Source organism: Desulfovibrio sp. DV, from assembly GCF_001936595.1.
Lineage (GTDB): Bacteria > Desulfobacterota > Desulfovibrionia > Desulfovibrionales > Desulfovibrionaceae > Solidesulfovibrio.
This window is the reverse complement of record NZ_MLBG01000009.1, coordinates 20,856-45,746: the sequence shown is the minus strand read 5'-3', so window position 1 is coordinate 45,746 and position 24,891 is coordinate 20,856. Positions and strand designations below refer to the sequence as shown.

General features: G+C 58.0%; 27 protein-coding genes. 10 read left to right on the top strand and 17 right to left on the bottom strand.

Translation table 11 applies throughout. The annotated features are described in order from the left end of the window. Positions 1–2: 2 nt before the first annotated feature. Genes topA through DVDV_RS04055 form a run of 3 tightly spaced genes read left to right on the top strand, consistent with a single transcriptional unit; the run spans position 3 to position 3,532 of the window. Positions 3–2,009 (top strand): type I DNA topoisomerase, encoded by a 2,007-nt coding sequence (gene topA / locus DVDV_RS04060; RefSeq protein ID WP_075353431.1) that lies wholly within the window; start codon positions 3–5, stop codon positions 2,007–2,009. 1 nt (position 2,010) lies between these two features. Then, positions 2,011–2,700 (top strand): tail fiber protein, encoded by a 690-nt coding sequence (locus DVDV_RS21805; RefSeq protein ID WP_254845237.1) that lies wholly within the window; start codon positions 2,011–2,013, stop codon positions 2,698–2,700. Positions 2,701–2,734: 34 nt separating this feature from the next. After that, positions 2,735–3,532: a family 16 glycoside hydrolase gene (locus tag DVDV_RS04055; RefSeq protein ID WP_075353430.1), complete on the top strand. Its 798-nt coding sequence runs from the start codon at positions 2,735–2,737 to the stop codon at positions 3,530–3,532. A 63-nt stretch (positions 3,533–3,595) separates the two neighbouring features. Here DVDV_RS04055 and DVDV_RS04050 read toward each other — a convergent pair whose 3' ends face one another. The 8 genes from DVDV_RS04050 to DVDV_RS22660 all read right to left on the bottom strand — a co-directional run bounded on the left by DVDV_RS04050 (position 3,596) and on the right by DVDV_RS22660 (position 8,965). Then, positions 3,596–4,837, bottom strand: coding sequence for an ISL3 family transposase (locus DVDV_RS04050; protein ID WP_075353429.1), 1,242 nt, complete (start codon positions 4,835–4,837; stop codon positions 3,596–3,598). Between the two features lie 74 nt (positions 4,838–4,911). Further along, positions 4,912–5,151: a hypothetical protein gene (locus DVDV_RS23190; RefSeq protein WP_254845244.1), complete on the bottom strand. Its 240-nt coding sequence runs from the start codon at positions 5,149–5,151 to the stop codon at positions 4,912–4,914. Positions 5,152–5,391: 240 nt separating this feature from the next. Further along, positions 5,392–6,018 (bottom strand): AsnC family protein, encoded by a 627-nt coding sequence (locus DVDV_RS22095; RefSeq protein WP_139311516.1) that lies wholly within the window; start codon positions 6,016–6,018, stop codon positions 5,392–5,394. Positions 6,019–6,168: 150 nt separating this feature from the next. Beyond that, positions 6,169–6,441: a hypothetical protein gene (locus tag DVDV_RS04040; protein ID WP_075353428.1), complete on the bottom strand. Its 273-nt coding sequence runs from the start codon at positions 6,439–6,441 to the stop codon at positions 6,169–6,171. Positions 6,442–6,456: 15 nt separating this feature from the next. Then, entirely contained in the window at positions 6,457–7,092 is a 636-nt protein-coding gene (locus DVDV_RS04035) for a ParA family protein (protein ID WP_075353427.1), read from the bottom strand. 18 nt (positions 7,093–7,110) lie between these two features. Continuing rightward, complete coding sequence (locus DVDV_RS04030; RefSeq protein WP_075353426.1) at positions 7,111–7,323, bottom strand: hypothetical protein; 213 nt, start codon at positions 7,321–7,323, stop codon at positions 7,111–7,113. Positions 7,324–7,667: 344 nt separating this feature from the next. Further along, positions 7,668–8,222, bottom strand: coding sequence for a recombinase family protein (locus DVDV_RS04025; RefSeq protein WP_075353425.1), 555 nt, complete (start codon positions 8,220–8,222; stop codon positions 7,668–7,670). Beyond that, positions 8,222–8,965 (bottom strand): hypothetical protein, encoded by a 744-nt coding sequence (locus DVDV_RS22660; RefSeq protein ID WP_175577058.1) that lies wholly within the window; start codon positions 8,963–8,965, stop codon positions 8,222–8,224. The genes DVDV_RS04025 and DVDV_RS22660 overlap by 1 nt, the downstream gene beginning before the upstream one ends. Positions 8,966–10,335: 1,370 nt before the next feature. On the opposite strand from DVDV_RS22660, the gene DVDV_RS23750 reads away from it, so the two are divergent. From DVDV_RS23750 to DVDV_RS03995, 7 genes are all read left to right on the top strand, one after another. Next, a complete protein-coding gene (locus DVDV_RS23750; RefSeq protein ID WP_303046323.1) occupies positions 10,336–10,467 on the top strand; it encodes a hypothetical protein in 132 nt (43 codons plus the stop codon). A gap of 166 nt (positions 10,468–10,633) precedes the next feature. After that, entirely contained in the window at positions 10,634–10,768 is a 135-nt protein-coding gene (locus tag DVDV_RS23745; protein ID WP_303046322.1) for a hypothetical protein, read from the top strand. Then, entirely contained in the window at positions 10,740–11,132 is a 393-nt protein-coding gene (locus tag DVDV_RS04015) for a zf-TFIIB domain-containing protein (protein WP_368482906.1), read from the top strand. Before DVDV_RS23745 ends, DVDV_RS04015 begins: the two co-directional genes overlap by 29 nt. 67 nt (positions 11,133–11,199) lie before the next feature. Beyond that, positions 11,200–13,209: a methyl-accepting chemotaxis protein gene (locus DVDV_RS04010; RefSeq protein WP_075353423.1), complete on the top strand. Its 2,010-nt coding sequence runs from the start codon at positions 11,200–11,202 to the stop codon at positions 13,207–13,209. A gap of 24 nt (positions 13,210–13,233) precedes the next feature. Next, positions 13,234–15,147, top strand: a complete 1,914-nt coding sequence (locus DVDV_RS04005) for a heme lyase CcmF/NrfE family subunit (RefSeq protein ID WP_368482905.1) — start codon at positions 13,234–13,236, stop codon at positions 15,145–15,147. Further along, on the top strand, positions 15,144–15,719 hold the full coding sequence (locus DVDV_RS04000; RefSeq protein ID WP_075353421.1) for a tetratricopeptide repeat protein: 576 nt from the start codon (positions 15,144–15,146) through the stop codon (positions 15,717–15,719). Before DVDV_RS04005 ends, DVDV_RS04000 begins: the two co-directional genes overlap by 4 nt. A 13-nt stretch (positions 15,720–15,732) precedes the next feature. Further along, positions 15,733–16,302, top strand: a complete 570-nt coding sequence (locus DVDV_RS03995) for a M23 family metallopeptidase (protein ID WP_083634611.1) — start codon at positions 15,733–15,735, stop codon at positions 16,300–16,302. Between the two features lie 159 nt (positions 16,303–16,461). On the opposite strand, the gene DVDV_RS23870 is transcribed toward DVDV_RS03995, so the two are convergent. The 9 genes from DVDV_RS23870 to DVDV_RS23180 form a co-directional block, all read right to left on the bottom strand. Continuing rightward, the gene (locus DVDV_RS23870) at positions 16,462–16,569 is read right to left on the bottom strand and encodes a hypothetical protein (RefSeq protein ID WP_368482908.1); all 108 of its coding nucleotides are present in this window, start codon (positions 16,567–16,569) and stop codon (positions 16,462–16,464) included. 22 nt (positions 16,570–16,591) lie between these two features. Then, positions 16,592–16,678: a hypothetical protein gene (locus tag DVDV_RS23865; protein WP_368482907.1), complete on the bottom strand. Its 87-nt coding sequence runs from the start codon at positions 16,676–16,678 to the stop codon at positions 16,592–16,594. A 147-nt stretch (positions 16,679–16,825) separates the two neighbouring features. Next, positions 16,826–17,575, bottom strand: coding sequence for a PP2C family serine/threonine-protein phosphatase (locus DVDV_RS03990; protein ID WP_075353419.1), 750 nt, complete (start codon positions 17,573–17,575; stop codon positions 16,826–16,828). 13 nt (positions 17,576–17,588) lie between these two features. After that, positions 17,589–19,553 carry a bifunctional serine/threonine-protein kinase/formylglycine-generating enzyme family protein gene (locus tag DVDV_RS03985; protein WP_075353418.1) on the bottom strand — a complete coding sequence of 655 codons (1,965 nt, stop codon included), beginning with the start codon at positions 19,551–19,553 and terminating at the stop codon, positions 17,589–17,591. A 71-nt stretch (positions 19,554–19,624) separates the two neighbouring features. After that, complete coding sequence (locus DVDV_RS03980; protein ID WP_075353417.1) at positions 19,625–20,638, bottom strand: ATP-binding protein; 1,014 nt, start codon at positions 20,636–20,638, stop codon at positions 19,625–19,627. A 182-nt stretch (positions 20,639–20,820) separates the two neighbouring features. Further along, on the bottom strand, positions 20,821–20,970 hold the full coding sequence (locus DVDV_RS23185; protein ID WP_254845236.1) for a hypothetical protein: 150 nt from the start codon (positions 20,968–20,970) through the stop codon (positions 20,821–20,823). 639 nt (positions 20,971–21,609) lie between these two features. After that, positions 21,610–23,799, bottom strand: a complete 2,190-nt coding sequence (gene feoB, locus DVDV_RS03970; protein WP_075353415.1) for a ferrous iron transport protein B — start codon at positions 23,797–23,799, stop codon at positions 21,610–21,612. 1 nt (position 23,800) lies between these two features. Further along, positions 23,801–24,043, bottom strand: a complete 243-nt coding sequence (locus DVDV_RS03965) for a FeoA family protein (RefSeq protein WP_075353414.1) — start codon at positions 24,041–24,043, stop codon at positions 23,801–23,803. A 261-nt stretch (positions 24,044–24,304) separates the two neighbouring features. Then, positions 24,305–24,799 carry a MotA/TolQ/ExbB proton channel family protein gene (locus DVDV_RS23180; protein ID WP_254845235.1) on the bottom strand — a complete coding sequence of 165 codons (495 nt, stop codon included), beginning with the start codon at positions 24,797–24,799 and terminating at the stop codon, positions 24,305–24,307. Between the last annotated feature and the right edge of the window lie 92 nt (positions 24,800–24,891).

Sequence of the window (24,891 nt, the reverse complement as noted above, 5' to 3'; positions counted from 1 at the left end):
ACATGAACCTTTTGATTGTTGAATCCCCTGGCAAGATCAAAAAAATACAAGGGTTCCTGGGTGAAGGATGGCAGGTCATGGCCAGCGTCGGCCACGTGCGCGATCTGCCCAGGGATGACATCGGCGTCAACGAGACCTCCTACCGGCCGCGCTATCTGCCCACCGAACGGGGGAGAGGCGTGATCGCCAAACTGGCCAAGGCCGTACAAGGTGCCCAGGCCGTGTATCTGGCCACGGACCCCGACCGGGAGGGAGAGGCTATCGCCTGGCATCTGGCCGACGCCTTGCAGCTCAAAGACCCGAAGCGCGTCACCTACGCCGAAATAACCGAACAGGCGGTCAAAAAGGCGCTGGCAAGCCCGCGTGGCCTGGACATGAACTTGGTTGCGGCCCAGGAAGGTCGGCGCGTCCTGGACCGCCTTGTGGGCTACAAGGTCTCCGGCCCCCTTTCGCGCGTTGTGGGCGGCAAAAAGTCGGCCGGGCGCGTCCAGAGCCCGGCTCTGCGTCTGGTCGTGGATCGTGAGCGCGAAATTCGAGCGTTTACGGTCACGACACATTACGGGGTCGATCTCATTTTTGACCATGTCGAAAACATCACCCCCGGCTGGGTGGCCACCTGGTTGGTCAAGGATTGGCTGGAACCAGGTCAAAGCTACTTGCTGGACAAGGAACTGGCCACCCGGGTCGCCACCGAGACTCGTAAAGTCACGGTCCTGAGCTGCGAGGAAACGGAGAGCCGGTCCGCGCCGCCGGCTCCGTTCACCACATCGACGCTCCAGCAGGCGGCTTCGGCGGCCCTCAAGATATCCCCGAAGGAAACCATGGGACTCGCGCAGCGGCTCTATGAGGCTGGCCATATCACCTACATGCGAACGGATTCGCCAAACATCAGTGACGAAGCTGTGGCCGCTATCCAGGAGTATTGCCGCAGCCGGGATTGGCCGGTGGTGGCCAAGCCCCGGCGGTGGAAGAGCAAGGATGGCGCGCAGGAGGCCCACGAAGCCATCCGCCCCACCCACATCGAGGTCGAAGAGGTTGGAGAGAGCGATGGAGAGAAGGCCCTCTATACGCTGATCCGCCGACGTACTCTGGCCAGCCAGCTCGATGACGCGACCTATGCCGTACGCACGGTCCAATTGGCCGGCAATGTCATTTCGGATCAAGGCCCTGTCTTTCAGGCCAAAGGGCGAACCTTGGTCAAGCCGGGCTGGAAGGTGGTGCTGGAAAAAGATGATGCCATGGAAGGCGAGCCGGAAAAAGAGAATCTCGTGCCCCGTCTCCAGGTCGGCAGCCAACTGACGGTGGGAGCCGGCTTTGTGACGGTGCACAGGACCAAACCGCCGGCACGGTATACCGAGGCGTCGCTCGTCAAGGCTTTGGAGGAGCGCGGCATCGGTCGGCCGTCCACCTATGCCGCCATTTTGGAAAACATCATGGCCAGGGAGTACGTGTGCCTGGAAAAACGCAACTTGGTGCCAACGGAAGCCGGCGAGATCGTGGTGGATGCGCTACTCAGCCACTTCGGCTTTCTGGACTACTCCTATACCCAGGGCATGGAAGAAAGCCTCGATGCCCTGGCGGCCGGTAAAGCTCGCTATGTCGAGGTCATGCGCCAATTCCACACGAGCCTCGAAGGCGAGCTGAAAGGCTTCGTGTCCCTCACCTCCCATGCGTGTCCGGCCTGCGGCAAGCCTTTGCGCCGGATCACCAAGCCAGCGGGCAAGAAAGACCGAGGCTACGATTTCTGGGGATGCTCGGGCTATCCGGATTGCTCTGCGACATTCGCCAACGCAGGCGGCAAGCCTGGGGAACGCCTGGAGGCCCGTCAAAAGGCTCCTCTTAGCAACTACCTGTGTCCGAAATGCAAGAAGCCCTTGATCCATCGCATAAAGGATGGTGCCGGAGGCTACAATTTCTGGGGATGCTCGGGATATCCGAAATGCAAAGAGTCCTTTCCGGATGCCGGCGGGCAGCCTACTTTTGACGCCAAGAAGAACGGAGGCAATTAGCGTGACCGCTATCCTGCGCATCATCTTCTTACTGGCCCTGGGCCTCGTGGGCCACGGCCAGTACAGCGTGGCCGCTGATGGAACAAGTTTTAACCCCACCCCGATCACGGTAACCAGCCAGGGGACCTATCCCGTAGGGGCCGTCATCCCGTGGACGTCTAGGTCATTTCCACCCGACGCCAGCCGGTGGCTGGAGTGCAACGGCCAGGCCGTGCCGTCCGGAACGCAATATGACAAACTGCGTGCGATCGTTGGAAGCAATGTTCCTGACTATAACAATCAATTTTTACGAGGGACTACGTCAAAAACTTTCTTAGGCACTAAATTTTCGGATACCATCAAGACCCATACAGTAAATGTACCAGGACAGAATGCTCCTGTAAGTGGAAACTTAAGCTCATTAGGTGTTTCAGGATCAGCTTCGCCGCAAAGCTATTCTTATCAGGCTGTTACTGGGTCATCTACTGTTCTTACGTGGGTCGACGGCGCACCTAATATGGGACAAACGCAATCTCCAAATATGGGGTGGTCCAACGGATCGACGAGTGGCGGCAGCATTTCTGCCTCACTCAACAGCGGAGCTTTGACAGGTACAGCGTATGTGGCCGGCCAAACAGGATCGTATTTTGGTGATACGGAGACTGCCCCAGTGCATACAATGGTGCGATATTTAATCCGTGCTGTCCAATGACGATCAGAAGTGATAAGTAATAAGGGGTAGATGTATGAATATAATGCGTGTATCGTCTGGTGTGGTTTGGTTGATGCTTTTAATTGTTTCGATATTGCTGTGTTTGGTTCAACGGGCACATGGGCAGCAAGGTGGCTGTGTATCTCTTTTGACTTTGGATATTCCAGCTACTATTTGTGCTAAGGGAAACAGTAACTTTAAGTTCAATGAGCAATTTACGGCTGATTTAAGCAACTGGAATCAGGCTTATGGATCATGGTCAGTCGTTAATGGAAGCGCCTATGTGGCAGGGTCGTCTTCGCAAGCGTGGTACAGCATTGCATACAAAAATGGCTCCTACGACAATTTTGATTACAATGTGAAACTACGAACGACAGGGGCAAATGATGTAGGTCTGTATTTGCGCGGCGATACATCATCTCTTTCGAGTTCAAAAGACTGGTATTCAGGGTATTGGTTTGGATACCAAAATTCAGGAGATTTTTATATTGGTTACATGTATCATGGAAAGTGGACAAATTTATACTTTGGCAACGCAAGCTCTGTTGTTAAGCCAAATGACTGGAATATCCTTCGGGCTGTTTTTGTAGGATCGCATTTAGATTTTTACATCAACGGAACTTTAGTATATTTCACCGATGACAATACCATGTCTTCAGGGCAGGTCGGTATTGAATTTTTTGATGGAAGTGGTGGGACACTGGAGGTCGATTACGCTACCTTGAGCAATCCACCAGGTGTTCCTGCAAACGATGTGTCCCGGAATGCCGCTGTATTTAACCGGGAATCTTCTTCTGTCGACCATGTCCGGCCTGGCTACTCTGAGGACTAGGTTCGACATAAGCGCGAGATGCCCCACCGTCCAAAAGGGGTTCTTCGACGCCCGACGTGGAATTCACATGACGAAGAGGTCCCCGAGCGGGGCGGCAATTAGGTAGATCATGGTAATGAAGTTGGCGACGTTCCTGTATCCCCTCGCCCTGGCGCGGGCCGCCTGAAAGAGCCCGTTGAGCCCCTCCAGCCGGGCGTTGGTATGCCAGGATCGCCAGCGAAAGAGGATGCGGTCGAGGTGCTTCTCAAAGCTTCTCAGCGCCTTGGCCATCGGTGAGAGCAACGGCTCGCAGCCGATCTGCTCGCGGGCATAGTTCAGGAAGTTCGTGGCCCTCCACTTGGCGGCCTGGCCCGTCTCGGCGCGGCGAATCCAGCGCAGTTGTTCCTTGATGCGGTAGGCGATGCCCGTGGCAAAGGCTTCGCCCTCAAGTTCCTGCAACGCCTCGGCCTGGGTTTGCGTCTTGGCGGTCTCCCTACCTTTGAGCACTCCCCAGCGCGTCCCCTTGGGCAACGCCCGCTCCCTCGCCTCAGCCTTGCGCACTTCCTCCACGGCCTTGGTGAAGAGTTGGACCACGTGGAACCAGTCCACGGTCACCTCGGCCTTAGGGAAATGCTCTCCGACGGCGGCCACAAAGCTCCCCGACATGTCGCTTACGACCTCCAGCACCCGCTCCGGCTGGCCGCCCTTGACCAGGAGGTGGTCCCGGAAACGCCGCACCGTCTCCTTGCCTTTGCCCTCGGTGACGAAGATCACAGGGCGCTCCTCCCGGTCCAGGTCGATAAAGATGGTCACGTAGCGATGCCCGCGCTTGCAGGCCGTCTCATCCAGGCCGAACGCCTCAAGCCCGCTGATGTCCAGGCGCTGCATGGCCTCGGCCACGTAGTGGTTGATGACCCGCCACAGCCGCTTATCGGTCGTGCCCACAAAGTCAGCGATGGTGGCCACGGGCATCTCCCTGGCAAGCGTCATGACCACCTGCTCGAAGAGCAGGGTGAAGTTGCTGCCAGGCCGCGCCCAGGGCACCTCGACTCGGCGGATGCCGTGCTCGGGGCACTCGATCCTGGGCACCCGACCGGTCAGGTAGCAATGATGCTGGAAGAAATTGAGATGTCGCCAGGTGAAGTCTTGGAAGTCATGGGCCTTGCAGGTCTTGCCGCAGCGGGGGCACGGATAGCCGGTGCCCCTGTCCGCGCCGATCTCCAGATGGAGCTCGTGAGGAATCTTCTCGGTGTCGAGCCGCTGGTTCAGGAGTTTCCAAGGCTGGGCCAGCCCAAGGCCCAAGGCAAAGATGTCTTCTGTACGCATGTCAGCCCTCCCGAAAGGAGGACTACCTGTCGCTCCTCGGCTCGGTCAATTACACAGACGATGTCGAAGGACCACTAGAGCGTCACTTTAGGAGAGATTGGAGTGATACCTTTGTCACTCACCGCCTTGTCCACCACCTGGCGGACGTCGAAGAGGCATCAACGACCTTTAGGATTCATTTCCTTACATTGGCAGCCACCAGCTTTTTTCTCGTCCAAAATGCGTTCTATGATGGTAGATCTTCCATTATTAAGAATATCACGCTCAATATCAGCCGCACTGTAGCCGAAGCAGTAACAAATTAGTTCCGACACCATTCAAGCTCCCTGGGGAAATGGATTTCAGCCGAGGGGTGATGGCCCCCATCAGTTTACTACCGCTTGGACATCGCCAAGGTCAATTCCACGTCGGGCGTCGAAGAACCCCAAAAGGAAGGTGGGGCGTTTCGCATCTGCCTGGCCAGATGCGTGGCAAAACTGATTTCAAAGGAGCGGAAAAGGCGAAGCCCCGCGAGGGCGGGGCTTGAGAGGTGAGTGGGGGAGGGCGACAGGGGGCTACATCGTGGCCGCGTCCGTACCGGCCTGGGTCGGATAGTATTTATCGCCCTGAAGCTCCACCAATCCCCTGTGGCATAGGCCGTCTAATATTTTTCTCGTCCTGGATTCGGTGCCATAGACCCAACCGACTTCTCGTGATCGCCCGTAAGCCCACCCCGGACACCGGCAAAGCGTCTTGAGCACTTCTTTTGGCGACTCACCAAGAGCACGTTGAATTCCCAACTTCTTGCGTCTACGCCTTACAGCGGTTTCCGCGCACCCAATTTTTTTAGCCAAATCGCCATCATTCATTGTTCCAAGTAATTTGTCAAAATCTTGCCATTGTATTGATTCAGGACGATCCTGATATGGTTGAATACCAAATTTAACTCGCCTTTGGTGTATTGTGCAGTGTGTACATCCAGCCTTTTCCGCTAAAGCATAATCGCTCATGGTGCCTAACAGCGGATCAACTAAATCCCAGTTGGCTTTTTCCACAAGAATCGAATACGTTGCAATCGAGTTAGCACCAGGCCAATAGGCCCATTCGAGGCCGTTTTTACAAGTATATAGTTCGCAATAGCCGTCTCCCTTGTTGCCATGCCGAAGAATAAATCCGCTCTGATCTTCGCTTACTTCCGACACTACCCCTCCCGTATGCGGTATCAGGTCGCCTTGCAAACGAAGCACTACGAATTGGCCTTCACTGGGCAAGGATTCTGCGCAAAAGGGATGAAATACGATCTCATTCTTATGGATAGGCATGGGCGTTCTCTCGCGGTCATGAATCCGGATTTATTCGGTTTTTATGCCCTGTTTTTCTTCCCACGCATCCAAGGACTGGCGTAACAGCTCGTTGAGCTTCAAGTCTGCCTCTGCTGCCCGCAGCCGAAATCTTCGGCGAAATACCTCATCCACTTTGAAGTTTAATGGAGAAGAGGCCTTGGAAGGTACCCCAGCGGGCTCATTCTCAAGGTGCCTTGCAGGCGCGTTGGGGTCGACTCCGGCCTGACCTTTGACGGCAACTAACCCGGGGGACAAAGCAGCGGTTTTTTTCTTTGTGCTCATTGCGGCATCCTCTTGCTATCGTGTTTTCTTGCTTCCATTCATTCGTGTTCTAACGAAAGTCCATAGCTCGCCAATCTCCAAAGCTGAACGTCCTCGTTGATCGATTTCCATGACTGTCCGCCCGTCGATCATGGACGAGGCGAAGTCCACACGATCATGGATGATCGAAGGGGCGACCACCCCATGCTCTGATAAGGCGGCCATGGCCTGGACGGTCAGTCGTGAGTTAGCCTTGGCCTGAGTCAGGGCAAAGGCAAATTGGCGGCCTGAGCCAGAAGCCAATTCAACAGTGCTGCCCACGGCGCGTAGATCGTGGGGGCTCGGCCTGGTCGGGATTAAGACGAAATCCGCCAAGGAGACCACCGCTTGGATCGCCTCGGTGATTGCTGGAGGGGTGTCAACGAAGGCGTATCGGAACTTGGCCTTTGCCAAAGCCTCTAGTTTGCCCGAAAGTTCTTTCAAGGCTGTGGGTGCGAAGGCAGGCGCTTCCGCTTCGCGTCCGTTCCACCAGGCCGCAAGGCTCGCCTGCGGGTCTGTGTCGATCAGGACGCATGGGCCGTCTCCAGCCCGCTCTGCCATCACGGCCAGGTGTGCGGCCAGGGTGGTCTTTCCCGCGCCACCTTTCTGGCTAGCAAGAACTATGGTTTTCATGGTCGCGTCCCTCTTTTCTTAAGGTCTGGTTCCAGCTTCGGTCGAATAGACCTTGGACACCCTCTTGCCCTCGTCGTCCTCCACCCACGCCTCAAGATGTGGAACTCGATTTGGTTGCCAGGGCGCTACGCTCTTGGCCATGCGCTTGGCAGATGCTAGGGATTTATACCCGGCATAGCCTAACTTTGCCTTTTCGCCGTTCGTGCTGACCATGATGTTGTATTCGGTCATGTCTGCCTCCGGGGGGTGTGCTTTCGTTCAAGCACGAAAACACTATTGCACGAAGAAAAAAAGAACGCAAGCACGAAAAGACGAAAAAAAGAATCCAGGTATTGCCAGCGTTCTAGCCGGCCCGACGAACGAGGATATAAGCCTGTTTGAGCCGACGGAGGAAGGTGAACTGGCTGAAGCCTGTCTCCCCAACAAGGTAATCCGCGGACTCTTTTATTTTAGCCGTATGCCAATTGGTAAAATAAGCAGGAGCCTAGGGCCTGAGTGATGCGGAGGACTAAAATATGCGGGCAGGAGATTATCTACCTCAGCCGGGGGCTTACGTGCCTTCTCCCCGGCCCCATTTATTCGGATGCGACACTCTTGAGATGGCGAGATAGAGAGGAGAGGCTGATACCCACAGTCCTGGCCGCCGAAGCCTTGGAAGAGCCGCCGGCAATAAGGAGTTGTGCTTGCGTTATCTTGGCGGTTTCGATCTTAGGCCGGCCCGGCATATGGCCCTTGGCCATGGCCACGGCCAGACCGTCCCGGGTGCGTTCAGCTATGAGGCGGCGCTCAAAGTCGGTCAATGCGGCGAAGACGTGAAAGATCAGGAAGCCCGCCGCTGTGGTGGTATCCAATTGCTCTTCCAGAGAGCGGAATTCCACCTGGCGTGCTTTGAGATGGTCCATGATCTCCAGGAGTTCTTTCCTGGATCGCCCGAGGCGATCCAGGCGTACCACGCACAGGGTGTCGCCCTCGCGCGCGAAGGACATCATTTCGGAAAGGCCGGGACGGTCAAAGCGCTTCCCGCTTATGACATCAGAAAAGATTTTATCAGCGCCAGCATCTTTTAGGCGCTGTATTTGGGATTCAAGTTCTTGTTTGCTAGTGGAGACTCGCGCATAACCGAGAATCATCAAAGGCCCTTGTCTTGTTCTATTTGAATAGTTTTTTTGATTTTTTGCGATCTATCTCCAAATTCTCTATCAAGAAGATGGAATAGTTGTCTCTCCCCAGATTGACGCGTACACTTATCCACTGCTTTCATAAGATTTTTAACAACCACCTGCGGAACTTTTCTTGTGTTTCCGCACTCGGATAGGCTTTCCAGAAAGTTCCTTGCAGCGAAAATCAAGTCTTTGTCGTTGGGAGTAAGGCTATGTGTTGCTGAAATTTCTTTGATTGCAGCTTCAATTATTACTGCATCAGCTTGATCCTTCGGGCGCATTGTCCTTTTTGTTTTCAAAAGCCCTGGGAGGTCGAGAACGGGAATCATTTCGCCCTGTATTTCTTTGTATTGGCGGTGGTCCTTCAGTTCATTAAATGGAATTCCCGCCACTGAAGGCATGATGTCAATCGTGATTTCATCGTTGATCCTAATTGCGTGTAATGTATCACCTTCAAAAGGATCGTGTTCTCCTATAAGTTCTTTTGTTGCTTCTTCTGGAAGATGAGACAAAGCAAGTACCCAGCGTTTTGAATTTTCAGGACTGGGCGAGACGGCAATGTCAACATCCAGAGTGTTCCTAACTAGGTCATGTGCTGCAAGCGCATAACCGCCAACAATAAAAAAGTCGACTTCATATTGGTTTAATAATTTTACAATGCGAACAACATCGCCCCATGTGGCGGGACGGGTATATTCAGTGTTTTGAGTCATGCCGATTGCCTGTCGCCTTTACTTTGCGAGTGTTTGAGAAAGCCAATATTCCATATCGCGATTAGCTTCCTCATGGCTTTTATACCGAAATATTCCCTTGGGAACACGTGTTTCGTACTGATTCATATCATCCATCCATTTGATAGTGTCGATTGAAATGGTTCCTGGAGTAGTCCCCAAAGTTTTTCGACGGCCAATGACCCGGGAAAATTCCATATTGTTTTCAACCTCCAGGGTTCGTTAACCCTTATTTCTTGCCTCTATATCCTACCGCCTCAAAAACGACCGGTTTTGGTCTTTCTCCAATACCACCTCTGAATGCGGGTTGAGGCCGAGTCAAAAACGTATCAAAAATCTACGCTCGCATCAAAATCCCAGCAATCCTTTTTGACGCGGGAGAAGACATGCATGCTTCGCATATTTTAGCCGTTGGCCATCTAGTACAATAAGCAGTGGCGTGGAGTCTCACTACTTCGGAGGGCTAGAATATGCGGGAGATGATTCTCAACCCAGCCTGGGGGGCGAGCCTTCTCGCCGGCCCCGTTGCCCTCGGCAACCTTCCATCAAGGAGACCACTGCACAATTCTTTGAGGTTTCTGAATTCCGTCTTTCTGGTCTTTTTCGAGCGTATAATCGCCAGTTTTACGCACTTTCCACAGGTATTAGGCGATTATCCACCTCCTTTGGCAGCTTTTGCCGCCAAAGGAGGCTCTTATCCTCAGTAGGCCGCCTTTAGAACGCCTTTTTTCAGATTGAAAATTATGGTGTTGAGGAGAAACTCCAGTTCGACCTTGGCCCGTCCGAGATCCTCGCGCGGTCAAATCTATAGCCGCGCTTGAGGGTGCCGAAAGCTCGCTCGACTTTCGCCCGCGGACGCTGCTGATTTGACGGTTGTCGATTTTTTCCAAGGGAGTCAGCTCCCGGTTGCGAGCGGCCTTGTACATGATGCCGTCGGTAAGGCCTCGAACCTGATCCCCTCGACGCTTTGAAAATGGAATTGGAAGCCAGCAGTATGAAGTACCAGGGAAACCGAGAGAGCCAGGGAGGGCGTTCGCCAAAAACTGATGTCCTGGCCCGGATGGCTTCGCCATGTCTGCCTTCCTCATGGACGAATTTGAGGGAGTTTGGCCGCCCTGAAGGTTAGAATAGAACACCTGCGTAAAAAGTAAACACATCCAGAGGGGCGATTCGAGTAGAAATTACTCGCAGTTCTCTGTCTGGATTGACTCAACTCCTACGCCTTTAAACTTTAATACTTTAAAATTAGCCTGTTAACTAGGGCATCGTTTTTGGCACGCCTGTTGCGTAAGTCAAGTTCAATCGGAGCGCTGTAAACGCTGGACTATCCCACGCCGACCAGGAGGTCGTCCATGATGTGGGAATGCGAAGTCCCCGCCGTCGCTTCCTGGGGACGCTGGCATCTCTTCTGGGGACTGGGCGCGACGATGCTGCTGGCGGCCGCGCTCATGGGAGTCTTTCTGCCCGGTTCCAGGAAAGCCTAAAAGACCCGCCGGGCTGACAGGGACACGTCTTTGGGCATCATCAAAGCCCGACTGGCCGGGGGGGAGATCGACCAGGAAGAGTACCTGAAAATGGAAAAGATCCTAGAACTAACGTAAGCCAACAGGCTCCCCCGATGACAAGAAGGTCCAGCCCCTGACCAAAGACGTGTCCGACCTGAGCGCCAAGCTCTTCAAAGCCCAGGTCGATCTGCAGGGGCAGTTGACCAAGCTCGGCCTGCCGTCCGGCGCTATGGGGTGCGGCATGATGGGCGATGGCATGGGCATGCACCACACCCTCTAAGGCGGACTTAAGTCCAAGACACAGAGCGGAGCGCCAAGGCTCCGCTCCGCTTCCCGAGAAACAGTACCCACTGAGGAGAACCGCCATGCAATGTCCCAAATGCGCCATCCCCCTCCATATGGCGGAGCGATGCGGCATCGAGATCGACTACTGTCCGCAATGTCGCGGCGTCTGGCTCGACCGAGGCGAGCTGGACAAGATTATCGAACGCTCCGGCCTGCCCCCGGCCCAAGACGCCGGCCCCAGGCCCTACGATTATCAAGCTGGCCAACCCGTGCACGCATCCCGACATCACGACGGACAGCGCAGGCATAGCTACCATAAAAAGAAATCTTTCCTCGGAGAACTGTTCGATTTTGACTAAACGCCGGCCCCAGGGCGGCACGTTTCCGAAACGCTCCATCAGAGAAGACAGGATAGGCGTAAAAACGATGCAGATGAAACTTAATGCCAAGCTTTCGGCGGCCTTCGGCGTCATGGCGTTGCTCTTTATTTTCAATGGAACTCTTGGCTTCATCCTCCTTGGCAAAATAGACCGTACCCTCATGCGCTTCGTGGACGAGTTGCTGCCCAATGCCCAACATGCCGATAAGATGGGTGACAACCTCCTGCGGGCGCAGCAACTTATAAACAACCTCTCGACGCAGCACGATGATCGTGCCTCCGTAGAAGACAATATCGCCAAGCTCCGAGAGGAATTCGCGTCCAGCGTCACCCGCTTGTCCGCGATGTTCAACCAAGCGGACAACCAAGCCGGCCTGCGGCAGATGCGTGACATTGAGGTCGGGTACCGCTTCTTCATCGAAACCGGGCTCGCGGCCGCACGGGTAGGCAACGACCGGGGTGCGGAACAAAACCATGCCGCCATGCTTAAGGTCGACTCCTTACGGGAGACCCTGGAAGGGCAAGTCGGCGCGGTCAAAGAAACCCAGACCGCCCTGGCCCACTCGGCCGGCTCGGCGTCGGACGACCTCATCGACCTGATGCGCTGGACCATGGTGATCACCGGCGGCGTCATCCTGACCCTTTGCCTGCTTGTCATGTGGCTGGTCCGGCGCGGCGTGGTGCGACCCCTGGTTGAAATCGCAGCCGTGGCCGGCCGGATAGCCAACGGAGAACTGCGGTTGCGCCTGCGTCGTACCGAAACCGACGAAGTCGGCGAACTCTCCCGAGCCATCGACCACCTGCTTGATCGCATCGCCGGCAGCTTGGCTCTCAACGCCGCCGTACTCGGAGCCGTCCCGGACCCGGTGTTCATGACCGACGACGACGACATCATCCTGTTGGCCAATGACGCCGCCGCACGACTGGCCGGTATTGCTCGCGAGGAACTCACGGGGCAGCCCTGCACACAGGTTGTCAAGCCGGGGCTTTGCGGCACGGCCCTGCGCCCGGCGCGCCAATGCGGCCAGGATATCGGGCTCATTGAATACGCGACTTCGGCCGGCACGCTCGTCCTGCAACCCAGTGCCATTCCCGTCCTGGACGACCAGGGCAACGCCCTCGGCTACCTGGAACTCGCCCGAGACGTCACGGCCATGGCCCGCAAGGAACGTGAAACCATCCGCCATATGGAACAGCTTGAGCAAGTCAGCGCCGCAGTGGACCAGGCCGCTTGGCATATTGCCGAGGCTACGGACAGCATCGCCTGCCAGATGGAACAAGTCGCAGCCGGAGCCGTAGTCCAGACAGAACGCGTTGGCGAGGCCGTGGTTTCCATGGGCCAGGTCAGCGCCAGTATTGAGGAGGTGGCGACCAACGCCGCCAAGGCCGCCCGGCTGGCCGGCGACGCCCGAGAAAAAGCCCGCGACGGCGCGTCGGTGGTCGCGGACTCCGTGGCCGCCATTGGCACGGTCCAGGAACTGTCCGAGGTCCTCAAGGAAAGCCTGGGGCATCTTGGCGGACAGGCTGAAGCGATCGGACGGATTATGGGCGTCATCTCTGACATCGCCGACCAAACCAACCTGCTCGCGCTCAACGCCGCCATCGAGGCGGCCAGGGCAGGCGAGGCCGGACGCGGTTTCGCCGTCGTGGCCGACGAGGTCCGCAAGCTTGCCGAGAAGACCATGGCCGCCACAAAGGAGGTCGGCCAAGCCGTGGAGCGTATTCAGTCGGGCGTCGACACAAGCATAAGCGGCATGGATGAGGCCTCCTCGGCTGTGCGCCACGCCGCCGGACTGGCTGCCCTTTCCGGCCTAGCCTTGGAAGGCATCGTCCCCCTGGTCGAGGAGACCTCACGCCAGGTGGAGCGCATCGCCCTGGCGGCCGAGGAACAAAGCACGGCTAACGCGGCCATTAACAAACACATCCGCGACGTCGATGCCGTGTCGCGCGAAACAGCCTCGGGCGTGGAAGGCTCAAAACAGGCCTCGGCCGCCCTGGCGGCCATGGCCCGCGATCTCAAGGAACTGGCCCAGGCGGGCGTCCCGGCCGCCGCATAAAACAACCAACGTCACCTTGGAGGAATGATGTATCTGGCAGCGCACTTGGCCCTGCTCCTGGCGATGCTGGCCTCGCTTCTCGGCGGGGCCTTGGCCTGCATGGAAGCCTGGCACGGGCAACGACAGAAACTTCCCTGGCTGGAACGCTGCCAGGACGCGGCCGTTTTCCTGATGGCCTGCGCCTCGACGGCGCTTCTGGGCGGCCTGCTTTCCCGGGACTTTTCCCTGGCCTACGTCGCGGACTACACCGACAGCCTGTTGCCGGTTTTCTATACGGTCACCGCTTTTTGGGCCGGACAGGCCGGTTCCCTGCTGTTCTGGGGCCTGGCCATGGGGCTGGCCGGGGCTATCTTTGCCCGCACGGGCCGCTACAAGCGCTTGGCTCCGGCCACCAAGACGCTGTTCTGGCTTTTTTTCCTGGCGCTCCAGGGCTTTTTCCTAGTGCTCCTGACCGGCCCGAACAACCCCTTCGTCTCCCTCGCCTCGCCGCCCCCGGACGGCAAGGGGCTCAATCCGCTGCTGCGCAACGTGGGCATGATCTTCCACCCGCCCCTGCTTTTCATCGGCTATGCCGGATTTGCCGTCCCTGCCTGTCTGGCCCTGGCGGCCACGCTCTCCGGCGAGGGGCGGGCCTGGCTTGAGGCGGCCCGCAACTGGATTCTCGGCTCCTGGGCGTTTCTGACCGCCGGCATCCTCCTTGGCGGCTGGTGGTCCTACATGGAACTGGGGTGGGGCGGCTACTGGGCCTGGGACCCGGTGGAAAACGCCTCGCTCATTCCCTGGTTCGCCGCCACGGCCCTGGTGCACACCGCCCTGCTGGAGCGGCGTTTCGGCCTGCTGCCGCGCACCAATGTCTGTCTGGCCTGTCTGACGTTGATCCTGTGTCTTTTCGCCACCTACCTCGTGCGCAGCGGCGTGGTGGAATCCCTCCACGCCTTCGGCGACGGCGGCGTGGGCGGCCCGCTGCTGGCCGGCGTCCTGTTCGCCGTCGCCCTGACCGTCCTTGTGGCCGCGACCCGGCCGCGCCGCGACGATCCGCCGCTGCCGGAACTCGGCAGCCGTCCGGGACTCATAGTCGTGTCGGTCTGGTTGCTCCTGGCGTTGGGGCTGGTGGTCCTGCTCGGCACTATCTGGCCAGTGCTTAGCCAACTATGGGAAGTCAGCCCCAAAGGAGCAGAACAGGGCTTTTACAACACGGTCTGCCTACCCCTGTTTACGCTCCTCACCGTGGTCATGACCCTGGCCCCCTGGTTCGGCTGGACCGGCGGCCCCAAGCGCCGGGACGTGCCGGCCGGCCTGGCCGGCCTGTGGCTGGCCCTGACCATCATCGGCGCGTTCCAGGGCATACGGCCCATCCTGGCCGTGGCTGGGGTCTCGGCCGCCGTGGTCGCCGGCCTGTCCGTGGCCCTGCTGCTGGCCCTGGTTCCGGGGGCGTCACGAAGCCGCCGATTCTGGGCCAGCCATGGCAGCCATCTCGGCCTGGCCGTCATCGTCCTTGGCGTAGCTGTGTCCGGGCCGTTCCAGCGCAGCCACGAACAGGCCCTGTCTCCGGGAGAATCCTTCGAATTTGGCGGCTACCGCTTCACCTACCAGGATCTGGGCGCGACCGACACGCCCGGCCAGGAGATCACCCGCACGGAAGAGGCCCGCATCGCGGTCAGCCGCGACGGCAAACCCGTAGGCGTGCTTGCGCCCCAACGCTTGACCTACCGCAACTATGACCATCCCCACACCGAGGTCTCAACCCTGCCCGGCCTTGGCGATGAGCTTTACGCCACAGTCCACGACCTCGACGGCCAGCGCCTGACGCCGCTTAAGGTCAGCGTCAACCCCATGGTCAACTGGGTCTGGATCGGCAGCATCATGGTCTGTCTGCTGCCGCTTATGGCCATTCGCCGCGCAGTTGGGCCGACAAACCCCAAGGGAGGTGCGGCATGACACGCAAGCCCACAAACGCCGTTCTTGACCATCCCTTGCGTAAGCTCATCCTGGCCGTGATGGCTACGGCCCTTGCCGCCCTGTTTCTGACCTCATTTCTCGACCGCACCATGGTCCAAGGGACCAGAACGGCCCGTACCCAGGCTAAAAGCAAAGGTCCCATGGCCGTCGTGCCGGAACTCATGGCCAAGCTCCAACAGAACCCCAATGACGAGGAAACCATTCTGAAGCTGGCTGACGCCTTCATGCGCGGCAAAGACTGGCAGCGGGCCGAGCACTTCTACGGCGAGGCTCTCAAGATTGATCCCAAGAATCTGGGAGCCTTGTTCCACCGCGCCATCGTCAACCTGGAGCAGGCGCGCTTCCCCGAGGCGGTCGGGGATTTTAAGGCCGTGCTCGCTCTCAAGCCCGACGCGGCCGAAGCCCATTACTACATCGGCATGCTCTCCAAGTATGAACTCAAAGATCCACAGTCTGCCAAGGAGCATTTGGAAAAGGCCCTAGCCCTTGCGCCCAAGGGCAAGGAACTGGCCGCCGAAACGCAAAAGGAACTGGAGAATCTGCAACCGTGAAGCGAAAGGAGGCATGATGCGGCAAGGAAAGCGGACAACTTCGCTCCTGGCCAAGTCCTTGGGGCGGTGCGCCGTTGGCCTGTGCCTGGCGGCGCTGGCCCTGGGCTTAGCCGCCCCGGCCGATGCCGGCAAGCCGGGGCCGTCCATGGCTGCCGCCAAGGCCACCAAAGCCAAGAAACCACATAAACGCGTTTCCTCGGGTTTCGGCACGCGAAGCGACCCCTTGGGCAAGGCCAAGCGGTTCCACAAAGGCCTGGACATCACCGGCCAGGCCGGCCTGCCTGTGCTTTCCTACCGGGAAGGAACCGTGGTGTTCGCCGGTTGGAAGGGAGCCTACGGCCGCGTGGTGGACATCGACCACGGCCAGGGCGTCAAGTCGCGTTACGCCCACCTGCAGGCCATCGCCGTCAAACGCGGAGAGCGTGTAGGGAAGGGCTTCGTTGTCGGCCAGTTGGGGCGGACCGGACGCGCCACGGGCAACAACCTGCACTTTGAGATGCGGATCAACGGCAAGCCGGTCGACCCTGACAGCCACCTCACCGATGCCGGGGCCTTGCTGCGTAAGGGAAGCCGGGGCGGCTGAGCAATACGCATTTTGCTCAGTGCATTATCTTCCCTCTGAGATATGAGTTCCGGGGGCCAGCTCCCCCGGAAATCATATCAGGTTCTCATCTTACTCACTTTCCCAAAAGCTGGGTAATAATAACGGGTAAACCCCCGGCTTTACTCTGACCATGGGATTCTAGAGTCGCGCGAGACGACGAAGGAAGGTGGCTCGGCTGGTGCCTGCGGCCCAGGCCGCTTCTGCCTTGGGATGCCCTTCAGCTAGGAGGCGTTGAGCAAGCTTGATCTTGGCTTCGTCGATCTTGGGCCTACCAGGTATATTGCCCTTTGACTCTGGTCACGGCCAGGCCATCACGAGCACGCTCGGCTATAAGGCAGTGCTCAAAGTCGGCCAATGCGACAAAAACATGAAAGACCAAGGAACCGGCTGCTGAAGTGGTGTCGAGTGCGGATTTTGGAGCAGAGCATCGACCATGGGCATCGTCCAGAGATCTTGTGTTGGTGAGGCAGGCCGTTCGGTCGTTGCTTGTTCGAAGTGGGACTCAGAGGTTTTGCTGAACCCGTTTGCTGCGGCTGGATGACGGAGCAGATTGCATCACGATAACGGTGATGTTGTCACGCCCGCCGGCCGCCAGAGCCTGGTTGAGCAAGGTGGTCGCCGTTTTCTGCGGCGTTGCGCCCAAGGCCATGACAGCGGCGATGGCCACCTCGTGAAGCTCCTTGAATAACCCGTCGGTGCACAAAAGCAGGGCATCGCCCTCGCGCAAGGCGATGCTTCCAGTGTCCGGCTCGGACCCGTCGCAGCCCACGCACTTGTCCAATATGTTCCGGAACGGATGCGTCCTGGCTTGCTCTGGCGTGAGACTGCCATCGTCCAAAAAATCCTGGAGAAAGGTATGGTCCGTGGTGATCCTGGACAAAACGCTGTTGCGCCACAGGTAGAGGCGGCTGTCGCCGATGTGGGCGTAGACGGCAAAATTGTTTTGTACCCAAACAATGGTGGCGGTGGAACCCATGCCGGCCAGCTTCGGGTCGGACAAGATTTTTTTTTGGATATCGTTCTCAGCCGTTTTCACGGCCAAGGCCAATAGCCACTCGGGCGGGCCGTCGCTTGGCTCCAGGCGGGTAAGGGCATCTACCACCGTCTGGGCCGCTACGTCTCCCGCCGCCGCGCCGCCAAGACCATCAGCCACGGCCAGGAGTACGGAACCGTCCGGAAGTTGCCTGACCAGGAAGCGATCTTGGTTTTGGCGTCTGACTCGGCCTTGATCACTTATTCCGAATGCTTGCACGGTTGGCCTTCGTTCACAAGGAGGGTTTGAGTTGGGGCAAGGGTATGACCGTGCGAAAACCCACGTCAGCGAAACCTTCCCAGGCCTGCCGCCTGAGCGGCTCGATGAGGAATGGGCCACTCGGCGGGCCACCGGTGACAAAGTAATGCGTCTCCGTGCCGATCTCCATGGTGCTCCACTCGTTGATGCTGGTCCCAAGCCCCCTGATGCCAAGCCGGTTGGCCGGCGCTTCGGCCACCGAAATAATCTTGCGTTCCTGAATGTCCGGTTTAACCTGTTTGGGTTTGGCCGGAACGGCTGGCTTGACCTGTTTCTGCTTGGGCGGGGTTCTCTCTTGCCACCATCCGTCCATTTCCATGCCCTGGGCAAGCACGATAGGGATCGGGGAGGGTGAAAGGGAGTTGACCTTCCCGGCCTCTTCCCCCAACCGCTGCGCCAACCGCCATTCGGCCACAGTGGGTAGGCGGAAACCGTAGTACTCGGCGAAAGCCCGTGCTCCCTTGACGGAAACCCTGACCACGGGGTTCATGGACGCGGCCGGGTCCATGACGAACATGCCCTGCCGATAGGTAATGGGCTCATACCAAGGGGTAGCCTCCCCCAACAGCAGCCATATGCCATCAGCGCCAGAAACCGCGCCTTTCTCGACCGTGACGCGGTCGCGCACCAGGTTCAGGAACATGACGAACTGGTGATTGGTCACCTGGGTTTCCTGCATATAAAAGGACGGCACACGCACCGTTTCCGGCGCTCCATCGACCCCAGGGGAAGTCTTGCCGCCCGAAATTAGGATAAATGTCGAGCCGTCTCGCGCCGAAAAGCGTGGAGGCGGCGTCTCGCCCGGGGCCAGGGAAGGCTGGGGAGTGGTTTCACCCTCATGATGCCCGGCCGGGGGCTCCGCTGTTGGCGATGCTTGCGGCGCGACGGAGGCCGCAGGAGGCGACGGAGCCTTCTCCGCCTTCGCCGCTACCGGTCCATCCTGCCGCGACGGTATTTGCCAGAGGAAGTGGTAGAGCAAGCCCGCTCCAGAAAGGACAGCCAGGATGACAGCGGCGACAAGCCAGAGCGTGTGGTGCGTGGAGGCCTTTTGAGGCTCTTTTGTCGGAGCTTCGGCCACAAGTTCTTCCAGGGCTTGGCGCAGGGTTCTGACCGACGGCAAGCGCTTGGCCACATTTTTGGCCGAGGCCTGCCGGATGATCCGGTCCAGGCGCTTTTGGAAGGCGGAAGCCGGATGCTCCAGCCCTACCGTTTCAAACGGCTTGGCTTTTTTCAGGGCTTTTTTTCCGACCGTGGCCTCGAACAATACCCGGCCTAGGGAGAATACGTCAGCCCTGGTGTCGGCCAGGTTCAAGTCCAGGAACTGTTCCTCGGCCATGTAGGGCAACGTGCCGAGGATATGGTGGTCCCGAGTCACGCAGTCGCGCACATTGCCCCCGGCCAGACCGAAGTCGGCGATCTTGGGCGTCCCGTCGTCGATGAGTACATTGGCGGGTTTGACGTCGCGGTGGATGACGCCCTGGGCATGCACGGCCTCCATGCCGTTGCAGACGGGCAGGAAGTATTGCCGAATCCAACTTTTAACGGTCTCCTCGTTGTTTCCAAGGCCCTCTTCAGGCATGGTCAGGGCCAGGGTCGGGCCGGGCACGTATTCCATGACGAGATAGTTCAGGGGGGAACCGTCGATATTCACCTGGTCGTAGTCAAACACCTGGAGGATGTTGGGGTGGCGCAGCCGGGCCATGACCTGCACTTCCCGGCGAAACCGTTCCAGCTCCACCGCCACTTCGGACTCGTCGTCCGCCAGGCTTTCCAGAAAGGCCCGGGATATGATCTTCAGGGCAACCCGGCGCTCCAGGTCACGCTGCTTGGCAAGGTATACCTCGCCTTTACCGCCGGTGGCGATATGATCCAAGATCGTCCACTTGCCGTTGATTACGGCCCCCTCTGTGAGGAGGGGCTTTTTCTCGTCCTCGGCCATCCAAACCTCCCGGACGGTCCTGTCGGGTTACCACGCCAAGCTGAAGGACTGGTTCTTCCAGGCGAATCGCATCAGGCCGCAAACCCTTTGAGAGGTTCATCGCCCGCCCGTTCCCGGGGAATGTGCATGTGGAAGGCGGCCCCCTTGCCGGGCTCGCTCTCCACGGTCATATTTCCGCCGATATCCTTGAGGAATTTCTTGGTCGAGGCAAGGGTCAAACCATGTCCGCCCGGCTTGGTGCTGAAAAAAGGCAGGAAAATTTTATCCATGTGTTCCGGGTGGATGCCCGGCCCACTGTCTGACACCGTGACCAGGCAGGCCTGTCCCTGTCGCCTGGAGCTGATGATGACGGCGGTCCCGGCGGGCGAAGCCTCCACAGCGTTTTTCACCACCGCGTCGATGATGCTGCCGAAGTCCTCGGCGATGGCCCTGGTGCGGCAACCTGCAGGATCGTTCTCCACCACCAGCTTGACCCCGGCCTTGTGGGCCAAACCCTGGAGCCGAGCGGCGCTGGCGATTACCAAGTCGTTGACGTCGAGGGATATGGCGGAAAACTGATGGGATGGAATAAAGCGCATCAGGGCATACAGGAGATGATCCAGACGGTCGATCTCACCCTGGACATCGGGCTCTACACCGGGATTGCGGAACCCGCCCCCCTCGCGTACCAAGCGGCGCAAGGCCACGACGACGTCCTGGACTTCCAGACCAATGGCTGCGGCGGCCCGGCCGAGAAGGGCCATCTTCTCGGCTCCGAGTAGCCGCTCCTGCTCCCTGGCCCTGCGATCCTCCAATAGCCCCACGAGCAGGGCCACCACGTTGAACATGATAAGCTGCGCTACCACCGTGGAGGGCGTGTCGTGGAGCATCTTCCCGGCCAAAATCGGCGGGAGGTAGAGCCCTGTGATGACCAGGGAGGTGAGCATGGCCACGCGCAAGCCGAACCAAAATCCAGCCAGCAGAATAGGGATGAAATAGAGTTCGCGGTGCAGCAAATGCAAGGCGGGATGGCTGGGGGCGACGCCGTAGTGCAGGGCCGTGACCATGACGATGAGGCCCACGATCATGAGCGTCTTCAGATTCATGTTGCCTCCATAGACCAGCGAATTGTTGACTCAAGTGATCCAGCCGTTGCTACTCCGAAGATCGTGTGGGACAGCCATGGCAAGCCCCTACGACTCCCATCGTGAATCCGAGAAATACTCTGCGGTACATCTCAACTGCTCTTCGTGTCCTTTCGCAGCAGGGCGCTCGCGTCAGTGACGCGTTAGTGAGGGGCCGAGGGTTCACCGTTCACCATCACTTCAAAGTGCACGTTGTTGCCGGTGATGCGGCCGGTACGTCCCAGCAGGCCGACAGCATGATCCTTGCCCACCACGGTCCCCCGGCTTGACACGAATTGACTTGAGATGGGCATATCGTGTCTTTAGGCCATCCCCATGGTCGATGTCCACCGTGCGGCCGTAGGCCCCCATCCATCCGGAGAAAACGACGATTCCCTCCTTGTGGGCCTCCTGCGGGGCCGGATACATCTATCCCCTTGTGAAAGTTCTTGAGCTTATCGATCGGATCGCGCCGCATGCCGAAACCCGAGGGAACCCGTTCGCTGGCCTTCTTTTTTCTTGATGATTTTTTCGTGATGCCATCGACGACCTGCTGCGCGCTGACGGACACACCGGACAGGTCCAGGCTCTGCTTGCGCTGTAGAAAATCAAAGCCTAGTCGTGATTCCTGGCCACAAGGGGCAGCAGGACGCGCTTGAGGATAGCGGCCTCTTCGGCGCAATCCATGTCGTTGATACGGAGTTCTAATTTATCCAGCCGCAACCCCCTCCTTGCTTGCTTTGCCAAATGAGGCAGCCGTCCAAGCCTCCCCCCATTGAGCAGATTCAGCGTTTCAGCATGACTTTTTGGTGCCGGCGCTTCCCGATGCTGTCGCAGAGGCAACTATCGCTGCAACACCCCCGCCTAGAAGCGATGCGTCTGTAAACCATGTACAGCGACCAGACGATGATAACCGTCACGATGAAATACTCAAGCATTCCCATCCCTTCCTTCTACAAGAAAGTCTTTCCAACCTGAAACACGGCGACCGCCAATCCAAAAGCCATGACCGTATCGAAAGTCATGGCAAAGGCCGCCCACTTCCAGGAGGTCTCCCGGGCCATGGTCACAACGGAAACCAAGCACGGCGAGTACAGGAGGACGAAGACGATCAGGCTCGCGGCCACCAGCGGCGACCAAGCCGGGTCTGAGGCAAGCTTCTCTGACAGGGGTTCCGGTTCGTCGGACTTCACCTCGCCCAGGGAATAGGCCGTGCCAAGGGTGGCCACCACGACCTCTTTCGCCGCGAAACCGCCGATAAGGGCAATGTTCGTGCGCCAGTCAAAGCCCGCGAGCTTGGAAACAGGCTCAAGAGCGATGCCGAACCGGCCGGCCAGGGAATGCCGCAACGCCGCCTGAGCCTGCTCGTTCTCGATGCCCGTCGCCTTCTCCTCAAGGGCCTTGATTTCCCCCGATTCGCTGTCGCTGCCCGCCTTGTGCGAAGCAATTCGTTCCTCAATCGCCGCCTTGTCGGCTTCAAATCCCTGAAGCGTTTCGCCCGGCAGCGTCGGGAAGGTCATTGCCGCCCAGAGAAGGATTGAGATGGCCAGGATGATGGTGCCAGCCTTGCGCAGGTATTGCGAGGTTTTTTCCCAGGTGTGAATGCACATGCTGCGCAGTGTGGGTATCCGATACGGGGGAAGCTCCATCACGAAAGGGGTGGCCGGTCCTTTTATGATCGTTGAACGCAGTGCTTTGGCCACGAGGAGGGCCATGATCCAGCCGAGCATGGTGATAAGGAACATGGCCATGGCCGAATCATCGGGGAAAAACGCCGCAACGAGCAGGATGAAGACAGGGAGCTTGGCCCCGCAGGCCATGAGCGTGGAAGTGAGGATGGTGGCGAGTTTCTCCTTGGGGCTCCGAAGCGTGCGGGTGGACATAATGCCAGGCACGGCGCATCCCCCGGCGATTCCACCGGAAACAACGTAGGGCATGACCGAACTGCCGTGCAGGCCGAATATGCGGAGTACCCGGTCGAGCATATAGGCCATTCTTGCCATGTAGCCTGAATCTTCCAAAAAAGAAAGGAGGAAGAACATTATCATGATGAGTGGCACAAAGACCATGATGCCGCCCACACCATGGATCACGCCGGAAACAACCAGGGACTTGAGAAGCCCTTCCGGGATCACCGCCCCCGCGAATTGTCCCAGGGCGTCAAAGCCATCCTGAACCCAGGTCAAGGGTGTTTTCCCCAGCCCAAAGGTTATCTTGTAGACAGTGTACAGGATGAGGGCCATGAGCGGCGGACCGACATAGGGATGGGTAAGCACACGATCCAGACGGTCAGAAGCCTGAATTCCTTCGTTCGCCTTTTCCCGCGTGACAACACCATTGTTCAATGCTGACGTGATATACTGGTAACGATGGTCGGTGATGACCGCCTCGGGGTAGGTATTCAGCATTGTTTTACAGTGTCCGGTCACCCTGGCCGCCAGCTCTTCGAGCTTGGAAGCGGCCGGGCTCGCCGAACGCCCCAGACGTTGGACTTCCTCATCCCCCTCAAGGTACTTAAGCGCGACCCATCTGGCCGGGTAACGATCCGTCAGCAGGGCTTCTCGTTCGATCAGGGCGCTCATTTCCTCCAGGGCGGGATCAAGGACGGGGCCGTAGGAGAGGGCCAGCGGACGCCACTCACGCTGTTTTTCCGCCACTGCGACCGCTTTCCCGAGGAGTTCCTTTTTCCCCGCGCCGGTTCTGGCCACGGTTTCGATGACCGGCACGTTCATGAGCTTGGCCAGACGCGCACTGTCGATTGTGATGTTTCTTTTGCGCACTTCATCGATCATGTTGAGCGCGAGGATGACCGGGACTCCCAGTTCCATAAACTGGACGGCGAGATAGAGGTTGCGCTCAAGCGCCCCAGTGTTGATGATATCCACGACCACGTTCGGCCGTTGGTCCACGATGAAATTGCGCGCGACCAGTTCTTCTTGCGAATAGGCAGTCAGGGAATACGTACCTGGCAAGTCAATGACACGCACCGACTTACCATCCTCAATTTCCAAGACTCCTTCCTTCTTCTCCACGGTAATCCCAGGATAGTTTCCAACGCGTTGACGCGCACCGGTAAGGGCGTTGAACATCGTGGTCTTTCCGGAGTTTGGGTTGCCAGCCAAGGCGATGGCAATCTGTCGCATGTTATATACCTCCCATCTCGACCGTAATGTAGTCGGCCTCGTTGTTTCGCAAGGTGAGCGTAAAATCCCTGAGCCTGAGAGCAACCGGATCCTTGAGCGGTGCCCTGCCCGTCAGTTCGACCTCAACGCCGGGAACCAAGCCCATATCCCGAATCCTGCGCCCCAGCTCGCCTTCGGCTGCAACCGATACGATGCGCCCTTTCCCCTTAAGCGGCATACGCCGCAGACAAAGATGTCCTGTCATCACAAACCCCTTCGCATCAATTGATATTGAAAGCCATCATCACTGCGCTGGGTTTGGCCAATACCCGAGGAGTCTTCTTGAGTCAACGAAAATCATACTAACAAGGTCGAGTTATTGAGGGGCGCAAAACCGCTGTCTCCCAGGTCTAGGATCAGCAATGCATGCATAAGGTTGCTCAGTTCCCTTTCGTCCCCTTTTAGCCTGTCGGCGTTGGCTACCCAAGGAGGGGAACTTCATAACGGTAGGTGCGAAGAGTACGTTTTACTTGCCCTTGGCAGCCTTTATGGCTTCTTCGAGTTCCACGAACGTAGGACGTTCGTCAGGGGGGACAGCCCGCCTGCCGGCTTCCAGGGCCATGGGGGGTGGGGTGCCACCCACAAAAGCGGTCAGCGACGCTTTGGCAACCAGTAAAACAGCTTCTATTTCTTTGGCACGATGTTCAATATTGGTGGCAACAGGGCCAACAAAGCCATAGGCCAGCAAAACCCCCATAAACGTGCCGACTAGTGCCGCGCCAATGCTGTGGCCGAGAACTGCCGGCGGTTCGTTAATTTTTGACATGGTAAGGACAACGCCCAATACACAGACCACAATGCCAAGGCCTGGCAAAGCATCGGCTACCTTGGCAACGCTGTGGGCCGGCACTAGGGCCTCATGCACGGTGGCCTCGATATCGGCGTCCATGACGGCCTCAAATTCATGTGCCTCAACGTTGACTGTGGCAAAAATCCGCATCGTGTCGCAGATAAATGTCATTACCTCATGATTTTTTTGTTCTTTGCGAAGTTGCCGAAAATAAGGCTTTCTGCAGGTCTTTCAACATCCTTTTCAATGGCTACTAACCCTTC